This is a genomic window from Janthinobacterium sp. EB271-G4-3-2 (assembly GCF_020858035.1).
Classification (GTDB): domain Bacteria; phylum Pseudomonadota; class Gammaproteobacteria; order Burkholderiales; family Burkholderiaceae_D; genus Janthinobacterium; species Janthinobacterium aestuarii.
Map to the genome: position 1 here is coordinate 22,250 of NZ_JACYMG010000011.1, position 22,564 is coordinate 44,813.

Sequence of the window (22,564 nt, forward strand, 5' to 3'; positions counted from 1 at the left end):
TCAGACCTCCCGTGCAGATTGAGGCGGTGCTTTCGGCGTAGCAGAACGCTTGCGCGAACGGCTGGCCAGGCTCGGCACCAGGCCCTTGGGCATGAAGATCATGGTCGCCATCAGGATCACGCCAAACACCACCGTTTCCCAGCCTTCAAAACTGGACAGCAGCTGCGGCAGGATCGTCAGCAGCGCCGCACCGATGATGGAACCGAAGATCGACGCCATGCCGCCCACCACCACCATCGTCACCAGCTCGATCGAGTGGAAGAAGCCGGCCAGGTTGGGCGTGATGAAACCGATGTAATGGGCGCTGATGCTGCCCGCGATGCTGGCAATGACGGCCGACAGCACGAACACGCGCACCTTGAAGCGGGTCGTATCGACGCCGACGACGCGGGCCGCCACTTCCGAGCCGTGAATCGCTTGCAGCGCGCGGCCGACGGGCGAGTCGATCAGGTTCAGGGCCAGCCACGTGACCAGCAACAGCAGCACGGCGCACACCAGGTACCACGATTTTTCACCGGCGATTTCCAGGCCGGCGACACTGAAGGCGGACACGCCGATGCCGTCAGGACCGCCCGTCCACTGCGTTTCGTTGTTGATGACGATGGAAATGATGATGCCCAGGCCCAGGGTCGCCATGGCCAGGGTATGGCCTTTGAGTTTCAAGACGGGGCGGGCCAGCAGCAGCGCCAGCAGTCCCGTGGCGACGGCGCCGGCGGCCAGGGCGGCCAGCGGCGGCCAGCCGTAGTGCGTGGTCAGCACGGCCGACGCATACGCGCCCAGGCCATAGAAACCCGCGTGACCGAGGCTGATCTGACCCGTATAGCCCATCAGCAGATTGAGGCCGATGACGACGATGGCGTTCAGCGCGATGCGGATCGCCACGTCATAGTAGAACGCGTTGCTGAGGAACAGGGGCAGGATGGCCAGGATCAGCGCCAGCACCAGCAGGCCGCCATGGCGCGAGCGGGTAAATAAATTCTTCATACACGCTCCGAATTTTTAGCGCCAAACAAGCCTTGCGGCAGGAAGAACAGGATCAGCAGGATCAGCACGAAGGGCACCGCGTCCTTGTAGGCTGACGAGATGTAGCCGGCCGTCATGGCTTCGGCGATGCCGAGGATCAGGCCGCCGGCAATCGCGCCCGCGCCGCCACCGAGGCCACCGAGGACGGCGGCGACAAAGCCTTTCAGGCCCAGCATGATGCCCGCGTCGTAGGACGTGTAAGTGATCGGTGCGACGAGAATGCCGCCCGCAGCACCCAGCAGTGCCGACAGGCCGAACGAGAACAGCAGTACCTTGCGCGTGTTGATGCCCACCAGTTGCGCGGCCAGCTTGTTGTGCGAGGTGGCCAGCATGGCCTTGCCCATCAGGGTGCGGCCGAAGAACCAGCCCAGCACCAGCACGATGACGACCGTCACGCCCAGCCCCCACAGGCTTTGCGGCAGCAGGCTGGCGCCCAAAAATTCGATCGGCGCGTCGCCGGAAAATGCCGGCAGCGAATGCGTGTCCTTGCCCAGCCAGATTTGCACGAGGCCGCGCAGCACGAGCGAGGCGCCGATGGTGATGATCAACAGCGTGATGACCTGCGCGTTTTGCGCCGGCTCGATCACAGTTTTTTCCATCAGCAGGCCAATGATGCCGGTGGCGATGACGGCCACAATGATGGCCACTGGCAGCGGCACGCCGGCGGCCGACATCACGGCGGCCAGCATCCCGCCCAGCATGATGAATTCGCCCTGGGCGAAATTGATCACGCCGCTGGTGTTGTAGATGATGGTAAAGCCCAGCGCCGCCAGCGCATAGGCGGAACCGACCGTCATCCCGGAATACAGAAATTGTAGAAATTGTGCGACTTCCATGGTGTCTCCAATATGTTCGGCGATGCGCGGGCCGCTTCGGGGGCGGCCTCGCGCAGGTACTTCTGGCTTACCTTGTTTCGAACATCACTTCGACAATTGCCATTCGCCGTTCTTCACTTCCACCATGCGGAACGCCGACAGGTCCAGGCCCATGTGGTCTTTCGCCGACATATTGAACACGCCGGTGGTACCGACAAAACCCTTGGTCGATTCCAGCGCCGCGCGCACTTTTTCGCGGTCCGTGCCGCCGGCACGCTTGATGGCGTCGACCGACAGGTTCAGGGCGTCGAGCGCATAGCCGCCAAAGGTCGATGGATCGATCTTGTAGCGGTCTTTATACGTCTTGTCGTAGCCGACGACGACGGCCTTCTGGGCGTCGCTGTCGGGCAGCATGGCGCCGATCAAGAGGGCCGGCGTTGGCAGGCGCACGCCTTCGGCGGACTTGCCCGACAGTTTCAGGTATTCGTCGGACGCCACGCCATGCGACTGGTGCAGCGGCAGCGCGGCCATGCCCAGCTGGCCATAGTTCTTGGTGACCACGGCCGGGCCCTGGCCCAGGCCAAACACGAACACGGCTTGCACACCCTTGGTATTCTTGATGCGCGTGAGCTGCGCCGTGATGTCCGTATCTTTCGGGCCGTAGGTTTCATCGGCCACCAGCGTGATGCCATATTTGGAGGCGACGATCTGCGACTCCTTGCGGCCCGAGGCGCCGAAGCCGCTCGTTTCCGACAGCAGGCCCACCTTGCTGATGCCGCGCTTCTTCATGTCCTCGAACACCTTCTCGGCCGCCATGCGGTCCGTATGCGGCGTCTTGAAGACCCACTTCTTGACCGGATCGATGATCACCACGGCGCCCGCCAGCGAGATGAACGGCATGCTGGCGCGCTCCACCAGCGGCGCCATCGCCATCGTCGCGCCGGTGGTGGTGCCGCCGATCAGCACATCGACTTTGTCGGACTCGATCAAACGCTTGGTAAAGCCGTTGGCCTTGGCCGCATCGCTGCCGTCGTCGTAATGCACCAGTTCCAGCTTGCGTCCCAGGACGCCGCCGGCCGCATTGATCTTCTCGATGTACAGCTGCAGGGTTTTCAGTTCAGGGTCGCCCAGGAAGGCGGCAGGTCCCGTGACGGACAGCACGGAACCGATCTTGATGTTGTCGGCCGCGTACGCACCCGCGGCAGTCATGGCCAGTACGCCGGCGATCAGGGTTTTCTTGAAGATATTGGCAATCATTATGGTCTCCACCAGGTTGGCACTACGGTCAATTAATATCGGCGCTTTTTTACAAGCCTGCGCCTTTTTTGTTTTTTACTTTTTATACGCGTTCAATCACCACGGCAATACCCTGCCCCACGCCGATGCACATGGTGCACAGCGCATAGCGCCCGCCCGTGCGTTCCAGCTGGTTCAATGCGGCCATCACCAGGCGCGCGCCCGATGCGCCCAGCGGGTGGCCGATGGCGATCGCCCCGCCATTCGGGTTCACGTGGGCCGCATCGTCGGCCAGGCCCAGGTCGCGCGTGACGGCCAGGGCCTGCGCCGCAAACGCTTCATTGAGTTCGATGACGTCCATCTGCTCGATGGTCAATCCCGTCTGCGCCAGCACCTTGCGCGACGCCGGCGAAGGACCAAAGCCCATGATGCGCGGCGCCAGGCCGGCCGTGGCCATGCCCAGCACTTTTGCACGCGGCGTCAGCTTGTATTTGTCCACGGCGGCGGCGGACGCCAGCAGGATGGCGCAAGCGCCGTCGTTCAAGCCCGAGGCATTGCCGGCCGTGACCGTGCCATCCGGCTTGACCACGCCCTTGAGCTTTGCCAGCATCTCGATCGAAGTATCGGGACGCGGATGTTCATCCATCGTCACCATCTTCGGCTCGCCCTTTTTCTGCGGCACGGCGACGGGCACGATTTCGCGCTCGAACACGCCGGCCGCGTTGGCGGCGGCCCAGCGCTGCTGGCTGCGCAAGGCTAGACCATCCTGGTCGGCGCGGCTGATGCCGAACTCCACGGCCACGTTTTCCGCCGTTTCCGGCATGGTGTCGATGCCGTACTGCGCCTTCATCTTGCCGTTCACAAAACGCCAGCCCAGGGTCGTGTCCTCGATTTTCGCCGCGCGCGAAAATGCGCTGTCGGCCTTGCCCATCACGAACGGTGCGCGCGTCATGCTTTCCACGCCGCCGGCGATGATCAGCTCCGCCTCGCCCGCCTTGATCGAGCGGGCGGCCATGCCCACGGCGTCCAGGCTGGAGCCGCACAGGCGGTTGATGGTATTGGCCGGCACTGCCGCCGGCAAGCCGGCCAGCAGCGCGGCCATGCGGCCCACGTTGCGGTTGTCTTCACCCGCCTGGTTGGCGCAGCCATAGAACACGTCATCGATGGCGGACCAGTCGACGGACGGGTTGCGGGCGATCAGCGCGGCGATCGGCAGCGCGCCCAAGTCGTCGGCGCGCACGCTGGCCAGGGCGCCGCCGTAGCGGCCAAACGGGGTACGTACGGCGTCACAGATAAAGGCTTCGTTCATGTTTGCTTCCTTGTTCGGGCTATCAGGAGAAAATCTTCGGGCGCTGGTCGACCACGCGACGGGCCTTGCCCGTCAGGGTGCGTTCGATGCCGGCAGCGGCCACCAGGCGCACGCGCGTGCTCACGCCCACGTGCGTCTTGATGCGGTGTTCCAGTTCGCGCGCCAGCGCGTCCGTTTCGCTGGCCGAGATGGTGGCCGTCAGGTCGATGCGCAGCTCGGCGATCACTTCCAGTTTGTCGAGGTGGCCGTCGCGCGTGACCACCAGCTGGTATTGCGGCGCCAGACGCGGCATCTTGAGGATCAGCTCTTCGATCTGCGTGGGGAAGACGTTTACGCCGCGGATGATCAGCATGTCGTCGGAACGGCCCGTGATCTTGCCGATGCGGCGCATCGAGCGCGAGGTCGGCGGCAGCAAGCGGGTCAGGTCGCGCGTGCGGTAGCGGATGATGGGCAGCGCTTCTTTCGACAAGGATGTAAACACCAGTTCGCCCTCCGCGCCGTCCGGCAGCACTTCGCCCGTTTCCGGGTCGATGATCTCCGGGTAAAAATGGTCTTCCCAGATGACGGGACCGTCCTTGCTCTCGATGCACTCGGACGCCACGCCAGGGCCCATCACTTCGGACAGACCGTAGATGTCGACGGCGTCAATGCCGGCGCGCGCCTCGATTTCCGAACGCATGGCGTCCGTCCACGGTTCGGCGCCGAAGATGCCCACTTTCAGCGACGATTCGGCCGGGTCCAGGCCCTGGCGCGTGAATTCCTCGATAATGTTGAGCATGTACGATGGCGTGACCATGATGATGGACGGCTTGAAATCCTGGATCAGCTGCACCTGCTTTTCCGTCTGCCCGCCGGACATCGGGATGACCGTGCAGCCCAGGCGCTCGGCGCCGTAGTGCGCGCCCAGGCCGCCCGTGAACAGGCCGTAGCCGTAGGAGATATGCACCATGTCGCCCGCGCGGCCGCCGCCTGCGCGGATCGAACGCGCCACCACGTTGGCCCAGGTATCGATGTCGTTCTGCGTGTAGCCGACCACCGTGGCCTTGCCCGTGGTGCCGCTCGACGCATGGATGCGCACCACTTGCTCGCGCGGCACGGCGAACAGGCCGAACGGGTAATTGTCGCGCAAGACTTTTTTATCGGTGAACGGGAATTTGGCCAGGTCCGCCAGGGATTTGAGGTCGTCCGGATGCACGCCCGCTTCGTCAAAAGCGGCGCGGTAATGGGGCACGTTGTCATACGCGTGCTTGAGCGTCCATTTCATGCGTTCGAGCTGCAGCGCCTGCAGTTCATCCTTGCTGGCGCGCTCGATCGGCTCGAGGTCATTCGGGGAAGGCGTACGTTGGACCATCATTGTCTCCTCTAGTAACGCCTGACCAAACCTGCTGCGCGTCGTGATTTGCGGCCTGTGATGCTCACTGTGCCACAGCACAGTTGCGCTTCTCGGCCACAACTCACTTCCGCTCGCGACGGTTTTGTCGAGGCGTTTTTAATCTTAAAAAATCTAAAACAGTTCCGGCAGTTCAAGCCTGCTCTTGTATGACTTCGCCCGCCACGCGGATCGACTTGCCGCGGAAGAGCGCAATGGCACGGCCTTCCTGGTTGCTGACCTTGACGTCATAGACGCCGCTCTTGCCCGCCAGCGCCTGCTCGACGGCGTGCGCCGTCAGCACGTCGCCCTCGCGGCCCGGCGCCAGGTAGTCGATGGTGCAGCCGGCGCCCACGGTGTTCATGTTGTAGCTGTTGCAGGCAAAGGCGAAGGCGCTGTCGGCCAGGGCGAAGATGAAACCGCCGTGGCAGGTCTGGTGGCCGTTGAGCATGTTTGGGCGCACCGTCATCGTCATGCGCGCATGGCCGGGGCCCACGTCGGCCAGGGCGATGCCCATGGCGGCGGTGGCGTTATCGCGCGACAGCATCGAGGCGGCGGCCGCTTCGGCCAAGGCTTGCGCGGTCATGTTGTGATCCTTATTTGACATATCATTCGGCATGAAACGGTGCTCCATTGGCGAGTTTGCGGCGCAGCAGCGGCGAGACCCGGTAGCGGTCTTCGCCATAGCCCAGCGCCAGGTGCTGCAATACGTTCACGATGTGCTGGACGCCGACGGCATCGGCCCAGGCCAGCGGTCCGCGCGGATAGTTGACGCCCTTCCGCATGGCGATATCGACGGCGGCCACCGTGCACACGCCCTGGTTGACGGCGTCGGCCGCTTCATTGGCCAGCATGGCGACCGTGCGCATGACGGCCAGGCCAGGCACGTCGTCCAGGCGCGTGACGATGAAACCGGCCGCCTGGAACAGGCCGACGACGGCCGCGTAGGCGGCGTCGCCGCACTGGTCGGCACGGGCCACGGCGATGCGCTTGGCATTGGCGTAATCGAGCGCCAGGTCGAACAGCACCGTGTCCGGATGCTGGTTGTCGTGCGCGCGCTGGGTGGCGCTGCGGCCATCGGTGAGATAAATCGCGGCGCCATGGCAATGCAGGGCCGGCGCTTCGTCATGCGCCTGGCCTTCCTGCGTCACGCGGCGGCTGACGGTGACGCCAGCCTGTTCCAGCCGCTGGACCAGACTGTGGATGATGCCGCTATGGCCACGGCCATCGCCGCCGATGGCGGCCGACAGGGCGACGAATTCCGGTGTCGGCTGCGCGCCTTCCGCCTGCGCGACAGGGGCAGCGGCTCCTTCGCCGTACAGGTAAAAGCCGCGGCCCGATTTGCGGCCAAGGAATCCCGCGTTGACCATTTCCTGCTGCAGCACGGACGGCGTGAAGCGCGGGTCGTTGAAATAGGCGCCGAACACGGATTGCGTGACGGAGAAATTCACGTCGTGGCCAATCAGGTCCATCAGCTCGAATGGGCCCATGCGGAAACCGCCCGCTTCGCGCAGCACGGCGTCGATGGTGGCGGCGTCGCCCGCCTGCTCGTTCAACAGGCGCCAGCCTTCCGCATAGAACGGACGGGCGACGCGGTTGACGATGAAGCCGGGCGTCGATTTCGCATGCACGGGGTTCTTGCCCCAGGCGATGGACGTATCGTAGACGGTGGCGGCCACCTGCTCGCTGGTGGCCAGGCCACTGATCACTTCAACCAGCGCCATCAGGGGCACGGGATTAAAGAAATGCATGCCGACCAGGCGTTCCGGGCGGCGCAGCTTGGCGGCGATCGCCGTGACGGAAATCGACGAGGTATTCGTCGCCAGGATGCAGTCGTCGCCGACCAGCGCTTCGAGTTCGGCGAACAGGCCGCGCTTGACGTCGAGGTTTTCCACGATGGCTTCCACCACCAATGCGGCGTCGCTCATGTCGGCCAGGCTGCCGGCCGCCTGCAGGCGCGCCGTGGCGGCTGCGGCTTCGTCCAACGTCATGCGGCCCTTTTCGGCCAGCTTCGCATACATCTTGCCGATATCAAGCAAAGCCTTGCTCACCGCTTCGGCGCGCGTGTCGTACAGTTTGACGCGGTAGCCGGCGGCCGCCGCCACCTGCGCGATGCCGGCGCCCATGGCGCCGCTGCCGATGACGGCGACGATACTGCTGTTGTCCAAAGCTGCCATATCAACGTCCCTTGAATTGCGGTGCGCGCTTTTCCATGAAGGCGGCCACGCCTTCGCGGTAATCGTCGCTGTTACCGAGATCGCTCATCATGCGCGCTTCCAGCGCAAGCTGCTGCGGCAGGGTATTGGCGCCGCTGGCGGCCAGCGCCTGCTTGGTGCAGGCCAGGCCCTTGGTCGGCGCCGTGGAAAAGTGCACGGCCAGCTTGCGCGTTTCTTCGGCCAGCTGCGCATCGTCCACGCATTTCCAGATCAGGCCCCAGTCCTCGGCCTTTTCCGCCGTCAGTTTTTCGCCGAGCATGGCCAGGCCCATGGCGCGCGCCGAACCGATCAGCCGTGGCAGGAAGAAGGTGCCGCCCGTGTCCGGGATCAGGCCCAGCTTGCAGAACACTTCCACGAAACTGGCCGACTTGCCGGCGATGACGATGTCGCAGGCCAGCGCCAGATTGGCGCCCGCGCCGGCGGCCACGCCGTTGACGGCGCAGATCACGGGCATCGCCAAGGCCTTCAAGGCCAGCACCAGCGGCGCGTAGTTCTTTTCCACCGACTCGCCCAGGTCCACGCCCTGCGAGCCCGGTTCCACGGCGCGGTCGGACAAATCCTGGCCCGCGCAAAAGCCGCGCCCCGCGCCCGTCAGCACGAAGACGCGCACGGTGCTGTCGGCATTGACTTTCGCAATCGCGTCGCGCACTTCCTCGTGCATGGCTTGCGTAAAGCTATTGAGCTTGTCGGGGCGGTTCAGGGTCAGGGTGGCGATACCCTGCTCGATGGTGAAGAGGATGTTTTGGTAGGTCATGGCGTCTCGCTTTGTAATGGGTACGGCAGGGCGCGTGCCCTGCGCCGGCTTATTCTGCCTGGTCGAAATCGACCACGACCTTGTCGGTCAGCGGAAAACTCTGGCAGCTGAGGACGAAGCCGCGCGCCACTTCGTAGTCTTCCAGCGCGTAGTTGACGTCCATTTCGACTTTGCCGTCGAGGATCTTGCAGCGGCACGTGGAACACACGCCGCCCTTGCACGAGTAGCGCATGTCCAGCCCGGCGCGCAGACCCGCGTCGAGGATGGATTCCTTGTCCTTGTCCATCGTGAAGGTGGTGTGGTTGCCGTCCATGATGACGGTCACTTCCGTTTCCTGCACGGCGTCGGCGGCCAGCTGGGCGCGCGGCTTGTGGGCGTTTTTAGGGATGCTGGCGGCGAACAGCTCGATCTTGATGTTCTGCTTGGGCATGCCGGCCGCCTGCAGGGCGGCGGACACGCCGAGCATCATGTCTTCCGGGCCGCAGATAAACGCGTTGTCGTAGTCTTCGACCTTGATCCAGTGCTGCAGGAACTGCTCGCATTTTTCCTGCGTGATGCGGCCGTTGAACAATTCGATGTCCTGCTGCTCGCGGCTCATCACGTAGACGAGGTTCAGACGCTCGAGGTACACGTCTTTCAAGTCCGTCAATTCTTCCTTGAAGATGACGGACGACGAGGCGCGGTTGCCGTAGAACAGGGTAAAGCGGCTCAGGGGCTCCGTCAGCAGGGTCGTCTTGATGATGGAGAGGATGGGCGTGATGCCGCTGCCGGCCGCGAAGGCCAGGTAGTGCTTGCGGTTGACACAATCGAGCGGCACGTTGAAGTGCCCCATGGGCGGCATCACCTCGATGGTGGCGCCGGCTTTCAGGGTGTCGTTCGCCCAGGTCGAGAAGGCGCCGCCAGGCGTGCGCTTGATGGCCACGCGCAGGGTGCCGTCCTGCACCGCCGAACAGATCGAGTACGAGCGGCGCACGTCTTCCGCATTGATATTGGCGCGCAGAGTCAGGTGCTGGCCCTGCTGGAAGCGGAACTGCTGCTGCAGTTCGGCAGGCACGTCGAACGTGACGGCGATGGTGTCGCGCGTTTCGTTGCGCACGTTGGCTACGCACAGCGGATAAAATTTACTCATGCTTCATCTCCAGTTTCTTCGGAACGTGTGCCTGATTTTTTTAGTGGCACTTGAAGTAGTCAAACGGTTCGCGGCAATCCATGCATTTATACAGGGCCTTGCACGGCGTGGAGCCGAACTGGCTGGTCAGCTGCGTGTGCGTCGAGCCGCAGTTCGGGCAGATCACGTCCAGTTTCGGCATCGCCTGGCGCTTGACGCCGCCACGCAAACCGCTGATGTCGATCACCTGCTGCTGCGGCGGGGCGATGCCATAGCCTTTCAGCTTGGCCTTGCCCGCTTCGCTCATCCAGTCCGTCGTCCAGGCGGGCGCCAGCTGGTTCACCAAGGTCACCTTGGCCACGCCATGGCTGCGCAAGGCATCCGTGACGGCATCGGCGATCACCTGCATGGCCGGGCAGCCCGAATACGTGGGCGTGATCGTCACGATGCACGCATCGCCATCCGTGACTTCGACGGCGCGCACGATGCCCAGGTCCACCACCGAAATGACGGGAATTTCCGGGTCCGGCACGTCGCCGAGCCAGGCCCAGACCTGGGCGGCGTCCAGCGCTGCCGTAGCCGTGTTCATTACCACTCCGCCCCGGGATAGGCGCGCTGCAGGAACTGCATCTCGGCCAGAATAAAGCCCAGGTGCTCCGTGTGCGTGCCCTGCTTGCCGCCTTTTTGCATCCAGGCGTCGGGCGCCGGCATGGTCAAGGTGGCTTCGGCGAAGATCTCGGCCACGTGTTCGAGGAAAGCCCGGCGCAGCACGTCCGATGGCGGCGCGATGCCGGCGGCGACCATGGCCTGGTCGACGGCGTCGTACGTGAACATCTCGCCCGTGTACATCCACAGCTTGTCGGCGGCGGCCTGCGTTTTCGCGTGGCTGTCGGCCGTACCGTCGCCGAGGCGCACGATCAGGTCGCCGCTGCGGCGCAAGTGATAAGTCACTTCCTTGATCGACTTTTGCGCCACTTCGACGATGCGCGCATCCGCCGATTTCGTCAGTTCCAGAAGCTGGAAGTAGTGCCAGCTGTCGAAGAAGAACTGGCGCATCATGGTGTCGGCGTAATTGCCGTTCGGCTGTTCGGCCAGCAGGCAGTTCTTGAAATCGTGGGCGTCGCGCAAAAAGGCGATGTCGTCCTCGTCGCGGCCCGCGTTTTCCAGCTCGGCCGCATAGCTGAACCACAAGCGCGTCTGGCCCAGCAAGTCCAGCGCCACATTGGTCAGCGCCATGTCTTCTTCCAGCGCCGGCCCCTTGCCGCACAGCTGCGACAGCTGCTGGCTGAGGATCAGGGCGTTGTCGCCCAGGCGCAAGAGGTAATTGACCTTGTCATCCATTGCAGGCGCTCCCATCACAGATTCTTGACTTCTTCCGGCATCGGGAAGAAGGTGGGATGGCGGTACACCTTGCTGTTCGACGGTTCGAACAGGGCGCCCTTGTCGCCGGGGCTGCTGGCGACGATATCGGCCGCGCGCACCACCCAGATGCTCACGCCTTCATTGCGGCGCGTGTAGACGTCGCGCGCATGGTTGACCGCCATGGTGGCGTCGGAAGCGTGCAGGCTGCCCACATGCTTGTGCGCCAGGCCGTGCTGGCTGCGGATGAACACTTCCCACAATGGCCATTCTTTGCTCATGTTGCTATCCCCTTTTATAGATGTTGTCAGGCTGCCGCTTTGCTAGCGGCTTGCTTGTCGGCGTAGGCGAGCAAGGCATCGCGGAACCATACGCCGTCCTCATACGCTTTCACGCGCGTTTGCAAGCGCTCGCGGTTGCACGGGCCGTTGCCCTTCAGGACATTGTTGAACTCGGACCAGTCGATCTCGCCGAATTCGTAATGGCCCGTTTCCGCATTGAACTTCAAGTCCGGATCGGGCACGGTCAGGCCCAGGTATTCGATTTGCGGCACGGTCTGGTCGACCATGCGCTGGCGCAATTCGTCGTTCGAGAACAGCTTGATGCGCCATTGCGCCGACTGGGCGCTGTTGACGGAGGCGGCATCGGACGGGCCGAACATCATCAACGATGGCCACCACCAGCGGTTCAAGGCATCCTGCGCCATGGCTTTCTGCTCGGGCGTGCCCTTGCACAGCGACATCATGATGTCGTAGCCCTGGCGCGCATGGAACGATTCTTCCTTGCAGACGCGGATCATGGCGCGCGCATACGGACCGTAGGAACAGCGGCACAGGGGAATCTGGTTGATGATGGCCGAGCCGTCAACGAGCCAACCGATGGCGCCCATGTCGGCCCACGACAGGGTCGGATAGTTAAAGATGCTGGAATACTTGGCTTTGCCCGAGTGCAAGGCGGCCAGCAAGTCGTCGCGCGACACGCCCAGGGTTTCCGCGGCGCTGTACAAGTACAGGCCGTGGCCCGCTTCGTCCTGGATCTTCGCCAGCAGAATGGATTTGCGTTTCAGGGTCGGCGCGCGCGTGACCCAGTTACCTTCGGGCAATTGGCCGACGATTTCCGAGTGTGCGTGCTGCGAAATCTGGCGGATCAGGGTCTTGCGGTAGGCGTCCGGCATCCAGTCCTTGGCCTCGATCTTGATGCCTTCGTCGATGCGCGCCTGGAAAGCGCGCTCTTCCTGGCCCATGTCGTCGAGGGAACGGACGTTCTTGAGGCCGGTTTCAACCATTTGTGCGTACATGATGTGTCTCCCATGTCTTTGATTTTGCGCAGCAACGCGGTGCGATGAACAGATAATACGATACAAAAAACGATTTGCATACACTTGATATGAATCATTTTAAAATTTCGTATCTTGTGCGGCTTTTTTGTGCGTATGATATTGCTTATGAGAAAACACTATGGAGCGCCACCAGCGCTTCCGGCAAATTATTGCCGCGCTACCCGCGCAGCCAAGTAAACTGCTGCTTTTATTGAACAGACCGCAACACGGCCAGACCGGAACCACATGAAGAACACCCGCTGCACGGCATGGATAGCCGATTTCCTGGAAAGCGACCCACCGCGCTCGAAGTCCCTGGTGATGACCATCTTTGGCGACGCCATCGTGCCGCGCGGCGGCGCCATCTGGCTGGGCAGCCTGATCGAACTGCTGGCGCCATTCGGCGTCAATGACCGCTTATTGCGCACCAGCGTGTTCCGCCTGGCGCAGGAAGGCTGGCTCAGCTCGCAGCGCGACGGCCGCCGCAGCGCCTATACGATACGCCCGGAGGCGCTGGCCCGCTTCGAACGCGCCTACCGCCGCATCTATGCGCCGCTGGTCGTGCATTGGGATGGCAGCTGGACCCTGGTGATCGGACCGGCCGGCAGCATCGGCGCGGCCGAGCGGGGAGCGCTGCGCAAGGAATTATTGTGGGCCGGCTATGGCTTGATTTCTCCCGGCATCTTTGGCCACCCCGCCAGCAATGCGGAAGCGCTGGAAGATATCCTCGTGCGCAACGAGGTGCAGGGCAAGCTGTACGTCTGCCACACCACGGAATTGCCGGGCGTGAGCACGCGCCCCCTGCGCGACATGGTGGGCGACTGCTGGGATTTGTCGGAAGTGATGGCCGGCTACGAAAAATTCATCGCCAGCTTCCAGCCGCTGCTGACCCTGCTGCAAGAAGAACCCGTGTTCGACGCGGAGCAGGCGTTCGTCATCCGCTCGCTGCTGACGCACGCCTACCGCCGCGTGCAGTTGCACGACCCGCAACTGCCCGTCGAACTGCTGCCCGAACCGTGGCCCGGCACGCAAGCGTATGCGCTGGCACGCGACCTGTACCGGATCACGTATGCGGCGGCCGAGGAACATATCCTGGCCACCCTGCGGCGCGAGGACGAACACGCGCCCGACGTGGAGCCGTGGTTCTACGAGCGTTTTGGCGGACTTAATACCTGAACCCAACGGCGTAGTACCGGGGTCGGACCCTTGAGGGTCCGACCCCAGCCTTTGCGTTTAGGGTAAGAGACTAAACCCACCTCAAGCTACTGTTTCACCACTACTTGCTTGGCCCCCGCCAACAAATCCTGCCCCAGCTTTTCCAGCGCATTGACCTGCACCAGCATGGTGTCGAGGATGGCGACGTTGAACGTGTATTCGGCCGGCGTCGTATAGCCGGGGAAACGTATGATGCGCAGCAATTCCTGCAAGGTCGTGCCCTTGCCCAGGTGCGCCAGGGCGTCGCTGAGGGCGCTGACTTTCTTTTCCAGTTCGCGTATGTGTTTGCCGTTGTCATCCATGATGCTCTCCCCGTATCGGAGCTTCCACGTTAGCAAAGCATGTCCGTCATCGTTTGCGCCAGCACAAAGGCCACCGCAAAACAGGTATCATCGCGCCATTGCACACGATGCAAAACCCATACGTTTTTATCAGGAACACTCATGACCATTAAAATCAGCCAGCAATTCGACGCCGGCGCGATCGAGGTGCTGCGCGCCGACGATGCCCACTCCATCGAGCTGAACATCCGCAAGGATTCCCACGCCGACATCACGCAGTGGTTTTACTTCCGCCTCCAAGGCGCGCAAGGCGAGGCGTGCACGATCCGCTTCATGAACGCAGGCAAGTCGGCCTACCCGGACGGCTGGAAAGATTACCAGGCTGTCGCCAGCTACGACCGCGAAACCTGGTTCCGCGTGCCGACCAGCTTTGACGGCACCGTGATGACGATCGAACATACGCCCGAAGAAGAAAGCGTGTACTACGCCTATTTCGAGCCGTATCCATGGGACCGCCACCTGGCCCTGATCGACAGCGCGCAAGCGTCGCCGCTGGTGCGCCTGATCGACCTGGGCAGCACGGTGGAAGGCCGCGACATGAACTTGCTGGTCGTCGGCGATGCCGATGCCGAGAAAAAAGTCTGGGTCATCGCGCGCCAGCATCCCGGTGAAACGATGGCCGAATGGTTTGTCGAAGGCATGCTCGAAGCCTTGCTGGACCAGGCCAATCCGTTTGCCCGCCAGTGCCTGCAGGACGCCGTCTTCTACGTGGTGCCGAACATGAATCCGGACGGTTCCGTGCATGGCAACCTGCGCACCAACGCGGCCGGCGCCAACCTGAACCGCGAATGGATGACGCCGACGATGGAGCGCAGCCCGGAAGTATTCCTGGTGAAACAGAAAATGCATGAAATCGGTTGCGACCTGTTCCTCGACGTGCATGGCGACGAAGGCTTGCCTTACGTCTTCGTGGCCGGCAGCGACGCGCTGGAAAATTTCACGCCAGCTCAAAAAGCCGAGCAAGACCGCTTCATCGCCGACTTCAAGGTGGCCAGCCCCGACTTCCAGGATGAGCACGGCTACGAAGACGGCCCGTTCACGCCGGAAGTGCTGACCATGGGTTCGCCCCACATCACCCACGCCTTCGGCTGCCTGTCGCTGACCCTGGAATTGCCGTTCAAGGACAACGCCAACGATCCCGACCCGCAAACGGGCTGGAGCGGCGCCCGCAGCGCCGCCCTGGGCGCGGCCGTGCTGCAGCCTATCCTCTCTACCTTGCGCGCCTGAGCGCCAGGGCCGAAGCGGCCCGCTTGACCCCATGCCCCGCTCGTCGGGGCATTTTTTTTGCCCGCGCGGCAAGCGTTGCTGGCCGAGCAGTTTTTTTTCCGAACATCTTGCCTGCCAGAAATTATCGTCCTACACTAAGCAACAGAATCGGACCGCGCCACGCTGCGCGGCCCCGCAAGAATATCTCGCCGGGCAGGTCGCCATGACTTCCCGGCCACAGGAAATACGCATCCGCGGCCCCATATCTGCCGAATTAGCTCTTCTGTAACGCAAACTGACCGCATCAGCATCGTCATGAACGGACGCCGCTTGTCCGCAGGACGCTGCCAAGCGCACGCTTACCGCTTTTCGCCGAGGATGAATACCTATGTCTAAGCTTAAAATCAGCACCCGCCTTGCCTTCAGTTTCGGCCTGATCATTGTCCTGCTTGCCATGGTGGCATTTGTTTCCATCAGCCGCATTCGCAACATCAACACCTCGACGGAAAAAATTCTCAACGACCGCTATGTCAAGGTCATGCTGTCGAATACGATACAGTCCGAAGTCAATATCCAGGCCCGCCTGCTGAGCATCGCCATCATCGGCGCCAACGATGCCGATGAAGTCAGCAGTTCCGTGGCCAAGGTGCAGGCGTCGATCAAAAAGAACGCGGAGCTGCTGGCGCGCCTGAAAACCATGATCAACACGCCCAAGGGCCAGGAGCTGCTCCAGGCCGTGATGAGCAGCCGCGAGAGCTATGCCAGGACGCGCGATGCGAATATCAAGCTGTTACAAGAAGGCAAATCGGAAACGGCGGGCATCTTCCTGCTGACGCAGCTGCGTTATCCGCAAGAAAAATTCTTGACGGCACTGGCGGCCATGGCCAACTTCCAGGAATCGCTGATGGAAAAGGAAGGCAAGCAAGCCGCCGCCGATGGACGCATGGCCATCATCCTGACCCTGTCGCTGTCGCTCGCCGCGACGCTCATTGCCATCGCGCTGGCCGTCCTGATCAGCCGTTCCATCAGCCGGCCCATCGCCGAAGCCGTCAAGGTGGCGCAACGGGTGGCGGCCGGCGACTTGTCGGTCACCATCGACGCGCGCGGCAACGATGAAACGGGCCAGCTGCTGCGCGCCCTGAAAGACATGAATGACAATCTGCAAGGCATCGTGGCGCGCGTGCGCCACGGCACGGATGCCATCGCCCACGGCTCGCGTGAAATCGCCTCCGGCAATATGGACCTGTCGTCGCGCACGGAACAGCAAGCCAGCTCGCTGGAAGAAACGGCATCGTCGATGGAGGAACTGACGTCGACCGTCAAGCAGAATGGCGAAAACGCGCGCCAGGCCAACCAGATGGCGCAATCGGCCTCCAGCGTGGCCAGCAAGGGCGGCCAGGTGGTGGCCGAAGTGATCACGACCATGGATTCCATCAATGCCTCGTCGAAGAAAATCGCCGACATCATCGGTGTCATCGACGGCATTGCCTTCCAGACCAATATCCTGGCCCTGAATGCGGCCGTGGAAGCGGCCAGGGCGGGCGAGCAGGGACGGGGCTTTGCCGTGGTCGCCACGGAAGTGCGCAACCTGGCCCACCGCTCCGCCTCCGCCGCGAAGGAAATCAAGCTCCTCATCGACAACTCCGTGCACCAGGTCAACCTCGGCAGCAGCCTCGTGAACCAGGCGGGCAGCACCATGGAAGAGATCGTCAGCAGCGTGCGGCGCGTCACGGACATCATGGCCGAGATCACGTCCGCCAGCAACGAGCAGGAGGCGGGCATTGAACAGATCAACCAGGCCATCACGGAAATGGATGCCGTGACACAGCAAAATGCGGCCCTCGTGGAAGAGGCGGCCGCCGCGTCCGAAGCACTTCAGGATCAGGCCGGCATCCTGGCCGAAGCCGTCAGCGTGTTCAAGCTCGACGGCACGCAGGCGCTGCCGCCGGCGCAGGTGCAAGCCATCCGCGCTCCGGCACGCGCGCCAGCCAAGCTTGCCGCCGCGCCGCGCGTCACGGCCACTGCCGTCCCCGCCAAGAAAGCAGGCAAGGCGGGGGCACTGGCCGTGGTCGCCGATACCGATTGGGAAGAGTATTGAGACCATCCCCCCCCCTGCCGAAGCAAACTCAGCCCTTAGCCACCTGGCGCAAGGCACCGACCAGCCGGTCCAGATGCGACTCCGGTGTAAAGATGCCTGGCGTGACGCGCACGCACGCACCGCTGGCAAGACCGTCGCGCGGCACGGCAAAGATGCCGTGTTCCTGCACCAGCTTTTTCGACAGGGCATAACTGTCGGCCACGCTGGTCTTGCCTTTCAAACGGAACGAGGCGATGGCGCTCGTCAGGCGCGGATCGCTCGATGCCAGCACCTCGATGCCATCGATGCCGCGTGCCGCTTCCACCCATAGGTTGCGCAGCAGCCGCAGCCGCGCCTGCTTGTTGGCCACGCCGATCTGCGCATGCAAGTCCAGCGCCGCTGGCAAGCTCAGGTAGGCGGCGAAATTCACCGTGCCCGTGTGCACGCGGGTGCGGATATCGTCGCCCGCCTTTTCTCCCAGCCATGGATCGATATCGGCCACCCTGCCCCGCTTGATGTAGGCAGCGCCCACGCCGACGGATGCCCCTATCCATTTGTGCAAGTTGATGCCGGCAAAGTCCGCCTGCAAATCGGGGATCGTCATGTCCAGCTGGCCAAAACCGTGCGCCGTATCGACGATGACATCGATACCGCGCGCGCGCGCCAGACGGCTGATCTCGGCCACGGGCAAGACCATGCCGTTACGGTGATTGACATGTGTCAGCAGCATCAGTTTCAAGGTCGGATGACGCTCCATGGCGGCAACATAGGCGGCAACGACGTTGTCATGCGTAAACGGTTCCGGCATGGCGATATGGACCACCTGGGCGCCGCGCCGCTGCTGCAGCCAGCGCGTGACGGTAATCATATTGTCGTAATCGATGTCCGCGTATAACACCGTGTCACCGGGCTGCAAGCGGTTATAGCCGGCGATCAAGACTTGCAGCGCTTCCGTGGCACCCCGCGTCAGCACGATTTCATCGATGGCCACGCCCAGCGCCCTGGCCGCCGCCGCGCGCGCCGCCTCGAAGTCGGCCGGAAAACGCATGCGCGCATACCAGGCGTTATCGCGGTTGACCATGGCCAGTTGCTGCTCGTAATGACGCAGCACGGGCCTGGCCATCGAACCCCAGTAGGCATTGTCGAGTTGCACGATGGCATCAGCCGTGTCGTATTGCGCGGCGACCGCCTGCCAATAAACCTGGTTGGTGGCCAGTATGTGTGGCGTGCTGCCGGCCGGCACCGCTGGCAAAGGTGAAGCCAAACCGGACGCAGCGGCCGCCGATCCTGCGCCCACCGTCAAAGGCAGCGCCGCCGCCAGCGTGCCCGCGCGCAACAGGGCGCGGCGTTGTGGATTCATCGTCATCTCCCCTTAAAATTTCACTTTGTACTCGACGTACAGATTGCGGCCGTCCGTGTCGTAGGGTGCGTTGCGCGAATAGATCAGACCGCGGCTGGCCTGGAAGCTTGCCTCATCAGGATACTTGTCCAGCACGTTGTCGACGCCAGCACGGATCGATTGCTTGTCGTTGATCTTGTAGCTGACGGCCAGGTCGAGAAATTGCATGGCGCCAAAGCGCTGGAAAATATCGCCCGTGGCATTGCCGGAATTGTCCGTCCACGCGCCGTAGTAGCGCACGCGGGCCAGCGTATTCCAGCTGCCGAGGTCATAGTTGCCGCTGATGGTGGCTTTCTGACGCGGCAGGCGCTCTTCGAACACCTGGCGCTGGGCTGGATTGGTCACCAGGCTGGACTTGCCGCCATCGACTTTCGTCGTATTGTAGTTATACGCCAGGGTCAGGTTCAACTTGCCGTCGCCGATACGGCTCAGGTGGCTGCCCACGATATCGATGCCGCGCGTGGTGGTATCGAAGTCATTCGTGAAATAGCTGACCGAGGTGTAACGCAAGGGATTGGCCACGCCGGCCGGCACGGCGAATGCGGCGGACGTGCTGAAGCGGTCGCTGACCTTGATGTCATACACGTCGACGGAACCGGAGAAACCAGCCGGCGTCTTCCAGGTAAAACCCAGCGACAGGTTCTTCGATTTTTCCGGCTTCAGCGCCTGCGCACCGAGCAGGATGGCCAGCGGATCGTTGTTGGCCAGGCGGCCGCTGGTAAACAACAGCAGGGTCTTGGTGTCGAGGCCCTGGTTCGTGCTGTTGGTGTTCGACTGGCCAGGCGTTGGCGCACGGAAACCCGTCGAGTAGGAGCCGCGCAAGGCCAGGTCTTCGCTCAGCGCGTAGCGGGCGGACAACTTGCCGTTGACGGTACTGCCAAATTCCGAGAAATGCTCATAGCGGGCCGCGCCGCCCAGACTCAGGGCCTTCGTGACGGGCACTTCCACGTCCAGATAGGCCGCATAGCTATCCTGGCCCCAGCTGCCCGCCTGGCGGTCGCTGAAACCGGGGGCGCCGTTGGCGTTCGCGTCGAGACCGATGGCCGCGCCCGGCCCCACCGTCCAGGACGCCGCATCGCCCGCCTTCACGCCATAGGTTTCGTTGCGCGCTTCCGCGCCGAAGGCGATGTTGACCGGTTGCGGCAAGGAGGCCACGGGCAATTCATAGTTGAAGTTGGCGTTGAGAATCTTTTCCGCCTGCGACAACTGGCCCAGGTAGAAGGCCGTCGGACTGGCCGGCCCCATCGAGGCATTGATGGAATTGGCCAAGTTGTAATCAATGCGGTTGCGGCCGTAGGAAGCGCTCACATCCCAGCCGAAGCGATCATTGAAGTGACCACGCACGCCGGCGACCAGCTGCAAATCATCCTGGTCGTTCGAATAGCTGGGGCTGAAGCCGAGCGGATACAACCTGCGCAAATCCCAGCCGGGGAACAAGCTGCTGGTCTTATAGGCGCCCGTGCTGGTGTCGGGATTCCGCCAATTGAAATCCGAGGTGCCGTCGCTGCGGCTGAACAGGCCGAAACCGTACAATTCCATCGTGTCGGACAGGGCCATGCCGACATTGAAGCCGATGCGCTTGCTGTCGAGTTCTGGCTGGCCCCAGCGCTGCACGGGATTGGGTACCTTGAGTTCCGGATGGGCGTTCTGGAAAGCGATGGCGTCGGCCCGCTGGCGCGTGCGCGAAGTAGGGTCGGACCGGGCCAGCGCGCCGAAAATCGTCGCCTTGCCCGTCTCGCCAAAGGCAAAGCCCGTCTTCAGGTTGATCTCATTGCCCTTGCCATCGCCTTCCGAATATTGCGAGTGGTGCACGGAAATTTCCCTACCGGGCGTATCGTCGAGAATGATGTTGATCACGCCGGCGATCGCGTCGGAACCGTACTGCGCCGAGGCGCCGTCACGCAGCACTTCGATGCGCTTGATGGCGGACACGGGAATCTGCGCCAGGTCGGGCGCCTGCGCGCCGCGCGCACCCAACAGGGCGCTGCGGTGGAAACGCTTGCCGTTAATCAGCACCAAAGTCTGGTCCGGCGACAGGCCGCGCAGGGTAGCGGGACGCACGAAAACTTGCCCGTCAGCCATCGGCAAGCGCTGCACCACGTACGAAGGAACCAGTTGCGCCAGCACGTCGTTCAAATCCGACGACTCGACGGCGCCGATATCTTCGCGGTTGAAGACATCGACGGGCGCCATGGTGTCGAATTGCGTACGGTTGCTGCCGCGCGTACCCGTGACGATCACGGCTTGCGGGGTATCGATAGCGTCGCTGGCGGAAACGGGGACAGCGAGCGCATCGCCATGGGCTTGTGCCTGATTGGCGAACACGGCGGTCATGGCACACATCAGGGCCACCGCGCGGGCGATGCGGGTACGGGAGTCGGTCATGGAGAGTTCACTATGCAGGTTGGATCAACAACAACGCGTCACGACAAGATTCGCATCTTGCATGAAATATCACTAAGTTCGGCTTACTTACATTAAAATCATCTAAATTACGCAGATAACGTCCGATGGCGACATCATACGAAGCGAATATTTCCACCGTATGACGCGCTGATCACTATTGAAGGAGCGAGACCTGCACGCTGGCCGACACGCAGCACATGCACGTATTGCGCCGGCCGCCGGCATCATTCATCCAGCACGGCTTTTCTCGCCAGGCAGCCATGTTTTAATTCGAGCGTAAGAAAAACATGGCGCCGGCAATGAAAGGGCAAATGGGGGACCATCGATACAATTCGATAGATTTCCTACAATCAACACTCCCTATAATGCGGCGGCGCAACGACACGCATTCTTGTCGCTATATTAGGTTGTAAAGATGAAGAAACAGAGCATATTGTGCGCGATCGTCAGCTTGCTCGCCGCTTGCGGAGGCGGCGGAGGCGGTGGCGGGAATGGCAGCAGTCCGGATCCTAAACCGGTGGTTCCACCGACACCGGTGCTGGCATCCATCAATGCCGCTGATGCATTGAATAAATTCTTGGGAAGCGACCTGACCATCTCGAATCTGGCATCCAACGATGGCAGCCTGGGGACGGCGACCTTAATCGTGAGCCAGGAATCTGGACAGTCTGCGCCATTCATTACCAATGGAGTATCGCAACAAGCAACATCCGTCAAAGTCATTTCACTGCTACGTAGCAATGCCAGTGGCAAGCTGCAATACCGGAATAGTTGGAAATTGCATCTGGATACGAATATGCAACCCATCGGCATGGCGATCGGGTATGCCGATGCCGGCTACAAGGCATGCATGTCCGTCACAGGCCGTAATGTGTTGCCCACCCTCAGCAATTCATCCGGAACGTATTTTTCGGGTGTGCAAACGTCGACTTATGTCCAAGGCTTCAAATCGGGCAAATACGCGAATTACTGCGACCCAAGCGGCACGACGACCAGCAACGTGGAATGGTCGATTGCAGCAGGTTCGCCAAGTCCATATTTCTGCCTAACAATGCCTGATAGCCTGTACACGGCCAAAACGAGAATGTGCATTCCAGTCGATGCGGCTGGTACGCAGAACAATTCCGTGTGGATTCGACTCTTCAACCCGGATGGCAGCTCCGCTATCGACTACAAGAACACGGCACTGAATAAGCCACTGGAACAGCCGGCCACCGCCGTCGATGCCAACAACTATTGGTATGGCGCCGTCTGGCGTCCTCAGGACGGCTATATCTACCAGCGCTACCAGGATACCAAATTTGCGTCCGAGCAAGCATGCAGGGACCAGACGACGATTAACTGGAAAGCGACCTGGGACGCCTCGAATATTTCATGGACATGCGTCAACGTCAAATCAACGTAAGAAGGTAA

Annotated in this window: 20 protein-coding genes; 4 read left to right on the top strand and 16 right to left on the bottom strand. The window is 62.2% G+C overall.

The window, feature by feature from the left end:
* The 13 genes from IGS55_RS21000 to paaA form a co-directional block, all read right to left on the bottom strand.
* On the bottom strand, nt 1-984 hold the full coding sequence (locus tag IGS55_RS21000) for a branched-chain amino acid ABC transporter permease (RefSeq protein WP_230517107.1): 984 nt from the start codon (nt 982-984) through the stop codon (nt 1-3).
* Nucleotides 981-1,859: a branched-chain amino acid ABC transporter permease gene (locus tag IGS55_RS21005; RefSeq protein ID WP_230517106.1), complete on the bottom strand. Its 879-nt coding sequence runs from the start codon at nt 1,857-1,859 to the stop codon at nt 981-983. Before IGS55_RS21005 ends, IGS55_RS21000 begins: the two co-directional genes overlap by 4 nt.
* An 84-nt stretch (nt 1,860-1,943) precedes the next feature.
* Complete coding sequence (locus IGS55_RS21010; RefSeq protein ID WP_230517105.1) at nt 1,944-3,095, bottom strand: ABC transporter substrate-binding protein; 1,152 nt, start codon at nt 3,093-3,095, stop codon at nt 1,944-1,946.
* Nucleotides 3,096-3,177: 82 nt separating this feature from the next.
* Nucleotides 3,178-4,383: a 3-oxoadipyl-CoA thiolase gene (pcaF, locus tag IGS55_RS21015; RefSeq protein WP_230517104.1), complete on the bottom strand. Its 1,206-nt coding sequence runs from the start codon at nt 4,381-4,383 to the stop codon at nt 3,178-3,180.
* A gap of 22 nt (nt 4,384-4,405) precedes the next feature.
* Nucleotides 4,406-5,734, bottom strand: a complete 1,329-nt coding sequence (gene paaK / locus IGS55_RS21020; RefSeq protein ID WP_128143227.1) for a phenylacetate--CoA ligase PaaK — start codon at nt 5,732-5,734, stop codon at nt 4,406-4,408.
* 172 nt (nt 5,735-5,906) lie between these two features.
* A complete protein-coding gene (paaI, locus tag IGS55_RS21025) occupies nt 5,907-6,359 on the bottom strand; it encodes a hydroxyphenylacetyl-CoA thioesterase PaaI (RefSeq protein WP_230517103.1) in 453 nt (150 codons plus the stop codon).
* Between the two features lies 1 nt (nt 6,360).
* On the bottom strand, nt 6,361-7,929 hold the full coding sequence (gene paaH, locus IGS55_RS21030) for a 3-hydroxyacyl-CoA dehydrogenase PaaH (protein WP_230517102.1): 1,569 nt from the start codon (nt 7,927-7,929) through the stop codon (nt 6,361-6,363).
* A gap of 1 nt (nt 7,930) precedes the next feature.
* Nucleotides 7,931-8,722, bottom strand: coding sequence for a 2-(1,2-epoxy-1,2-dihydrophenyl)acetyl-CoA isomerase PaaG (paaG, locus tag IGS55_RS21035; RefSeq protein WP_230517101.1), 792 nt, complete (start codon nt 8,720-8,722; stop codon nt 7,931-7,933).
* A gap of 49 nt (nt 8,723-8,771) precedes the next feature.
* Nucleotides 8,772-9,851 (bottom strand): 1,2-phenylacetyl-CoA epoxidase subunit PaaE, encoded by a 1,080-nt coding sequence (paaE, locus tag IGS55_RS21040; protein ID WP_230517100.1) that lies wholly within the window; start codon nt 9,849-9,851, stop codon nt 8,772-8,774.
* A gap of 40 nt (nt 9,852-9,891) precedes the next feature.
* Entirely contained in the window at nt 9,892-10,419 is a 528-nt protein-coding gene (paaD, locus tag IGS55_RS21045; RefSeq protein ID WP_139090687.1) for a 1,2-phenylacetyl-CoA epoxidase subunit PaaD, read from the bottom strand.
* Nucleotides 10,419-11,171 carry a 1,2-phenylacetyl-CoA epoxidase subunit PaaC gene (gene paaC, locus IGS55_RS21050; RefSeq protein ID WP_034746358.1) on the bottom strand — a complete coding sequence of 251 codons (753 nt, stop codon included), beginning with the start codon at nt 11,169-11,171 and terminating at the stop codon, nt 10,419-10,421. The genes paaD and paaC overlap by 1 nt, the downstream gene beginning before the upstream one ends.
* 14 nt (nt 11,172-11,185) lie before the next feature.
* A complete protein-coding gene (gene paaB, locus IGS55_RS21055) occupies nt 11,186-11,470 on the bottom strand; it encodes a 1,2-phenylacetyl-CoA epoxidase subunit PaaB (protein ID WP_034746356.1) in 285 nt (94 codons plus the stop codon).
* Between the two features lie 26 nt (nt 11,471-11,496).
* Nucleotides 11,497-12,486, bottom strand: a complete 990-nt coding sequence (paaA, locus tag IGS55_RS21060) for a 1,2-phenylacetyl-CoA epoxidase subunit PaaA (protein WP_230517099.1) — start codon at nt 12,484-12,486, stop codon at nt 11,497-11,499.
* Between the two features lie 267 nt (nt 12,487-12,753).
* On the opposite strand from paaA, the gene paaX reads away from it, so the two are divergent.
* Nucleotides 12,754-13,683 carry a phenylacetic acid degradation operon negative regulatory protein PaaX gene (gene paaX / locus IGS55_RS21065; protein WP_230517098.1) on the top strand — a complete coding sequence of 310 codons (930 nt, stop codon included), beginning with the start codon at nt 12,754-12,756 and terminating at the stop codon, nt 13,681-13,683.
* Between the two features lie 86 nt (nt 13,684-13,769).
* On the opposite strand, the gene IGS55_RS21070 is transcribed toward paaX, so the two are convergent.
* Entirely contained in the window at nt 13,770-14,024 is a 255-nt protein-coding gene (locus IGS55_RS21070) for a hypothetical protein (RefSeq protein WP_070301125.1), read from the bottom strand.
* Between the two features lie 141 nt (nt 14,025-14,165).
* Between IGS55_RS21070 and IGS55_RS21075 the strand changes: the two genes are divergently transcribed.
* Both IGS55_RS21075 and IGS55_RS27980 read left to right on the top strand, forming a co-directional pair.
* Nucleotides 14,166-15,290, top strand: a complete 1,125-nt coding sequence (locus tag IGS55_RS21075) for a M14 family metallopeptidase (RefSeq protein ID WP_035822333.1) — start codon at nt 14,166-14,168, stop codon at nt 15,288-15,290.
* Nucleotides 15,291-15,657: 367 nt separating this feature from the next.
* Nucleotides 15,658-17,367: a methyl-accepting chemotaxis protein gene (locus IGS55_RS27980; protein ID WP_329958133.1), complete on the top strand. Its 1,710-nt coding sequence runs from the start codon at nt 15,658-15,660 to the stop codon at nt 17,365-17,367.
* 28 nt (nt 17,368-17,395) lie between these two features.
* On the opposite strand, the gene IGS55_RS21090 is transcribed toward IGS55_RS27980, so the two are convergent.
* Both IGS55_RS21090 and IGS55_RS21095 read right to left on the bottom strand, forming a co-directional pair.
* Nucleotides 17,396-18,706 carry an aminotransferase class V-fold PLP-dependent enzyme gene (locus tag IGS55_RS21090; RefSeq protein ID WP_230517097.1) on the bottom strand — a complete coding sequence of 437 codons (1,311 nt, stop codon included), beginning with the start codon at nt 18,704-18,706 and terminating at the stop codon, nt 17,396-17,398.
* A gap of 12 nt (nt 18,707-18,718) precedes the next feature.
* A complete protein-coding gene (locus tag IGS55_RS21095; protein WP_230517096.1) occupies nt 18,719-21,130 on the bottom strand; it encodes a TonB-dependent receptor plug domain-containing protein in 2,412 nt (803 codons plus the stop codon).
* A gap of 436 nt (nt 21,131-21,566) precedes the next feature.
* Here IGS55_RS21095 and IGS55_RS21100 point away from each other — a divergent pair, with 436 nt between their 5' ends.
* Entirely contained in the window at nt 21,567-22,556 is a 990-nt protein-coding gene (locus IGS55_RS21100; RefSeq protein WP_230517095.1) for a hypothetical protein, read from the top strand.
* The last annotated feature ends 8 nt before the right edge of the window (nt 22,557-22,564 follow it).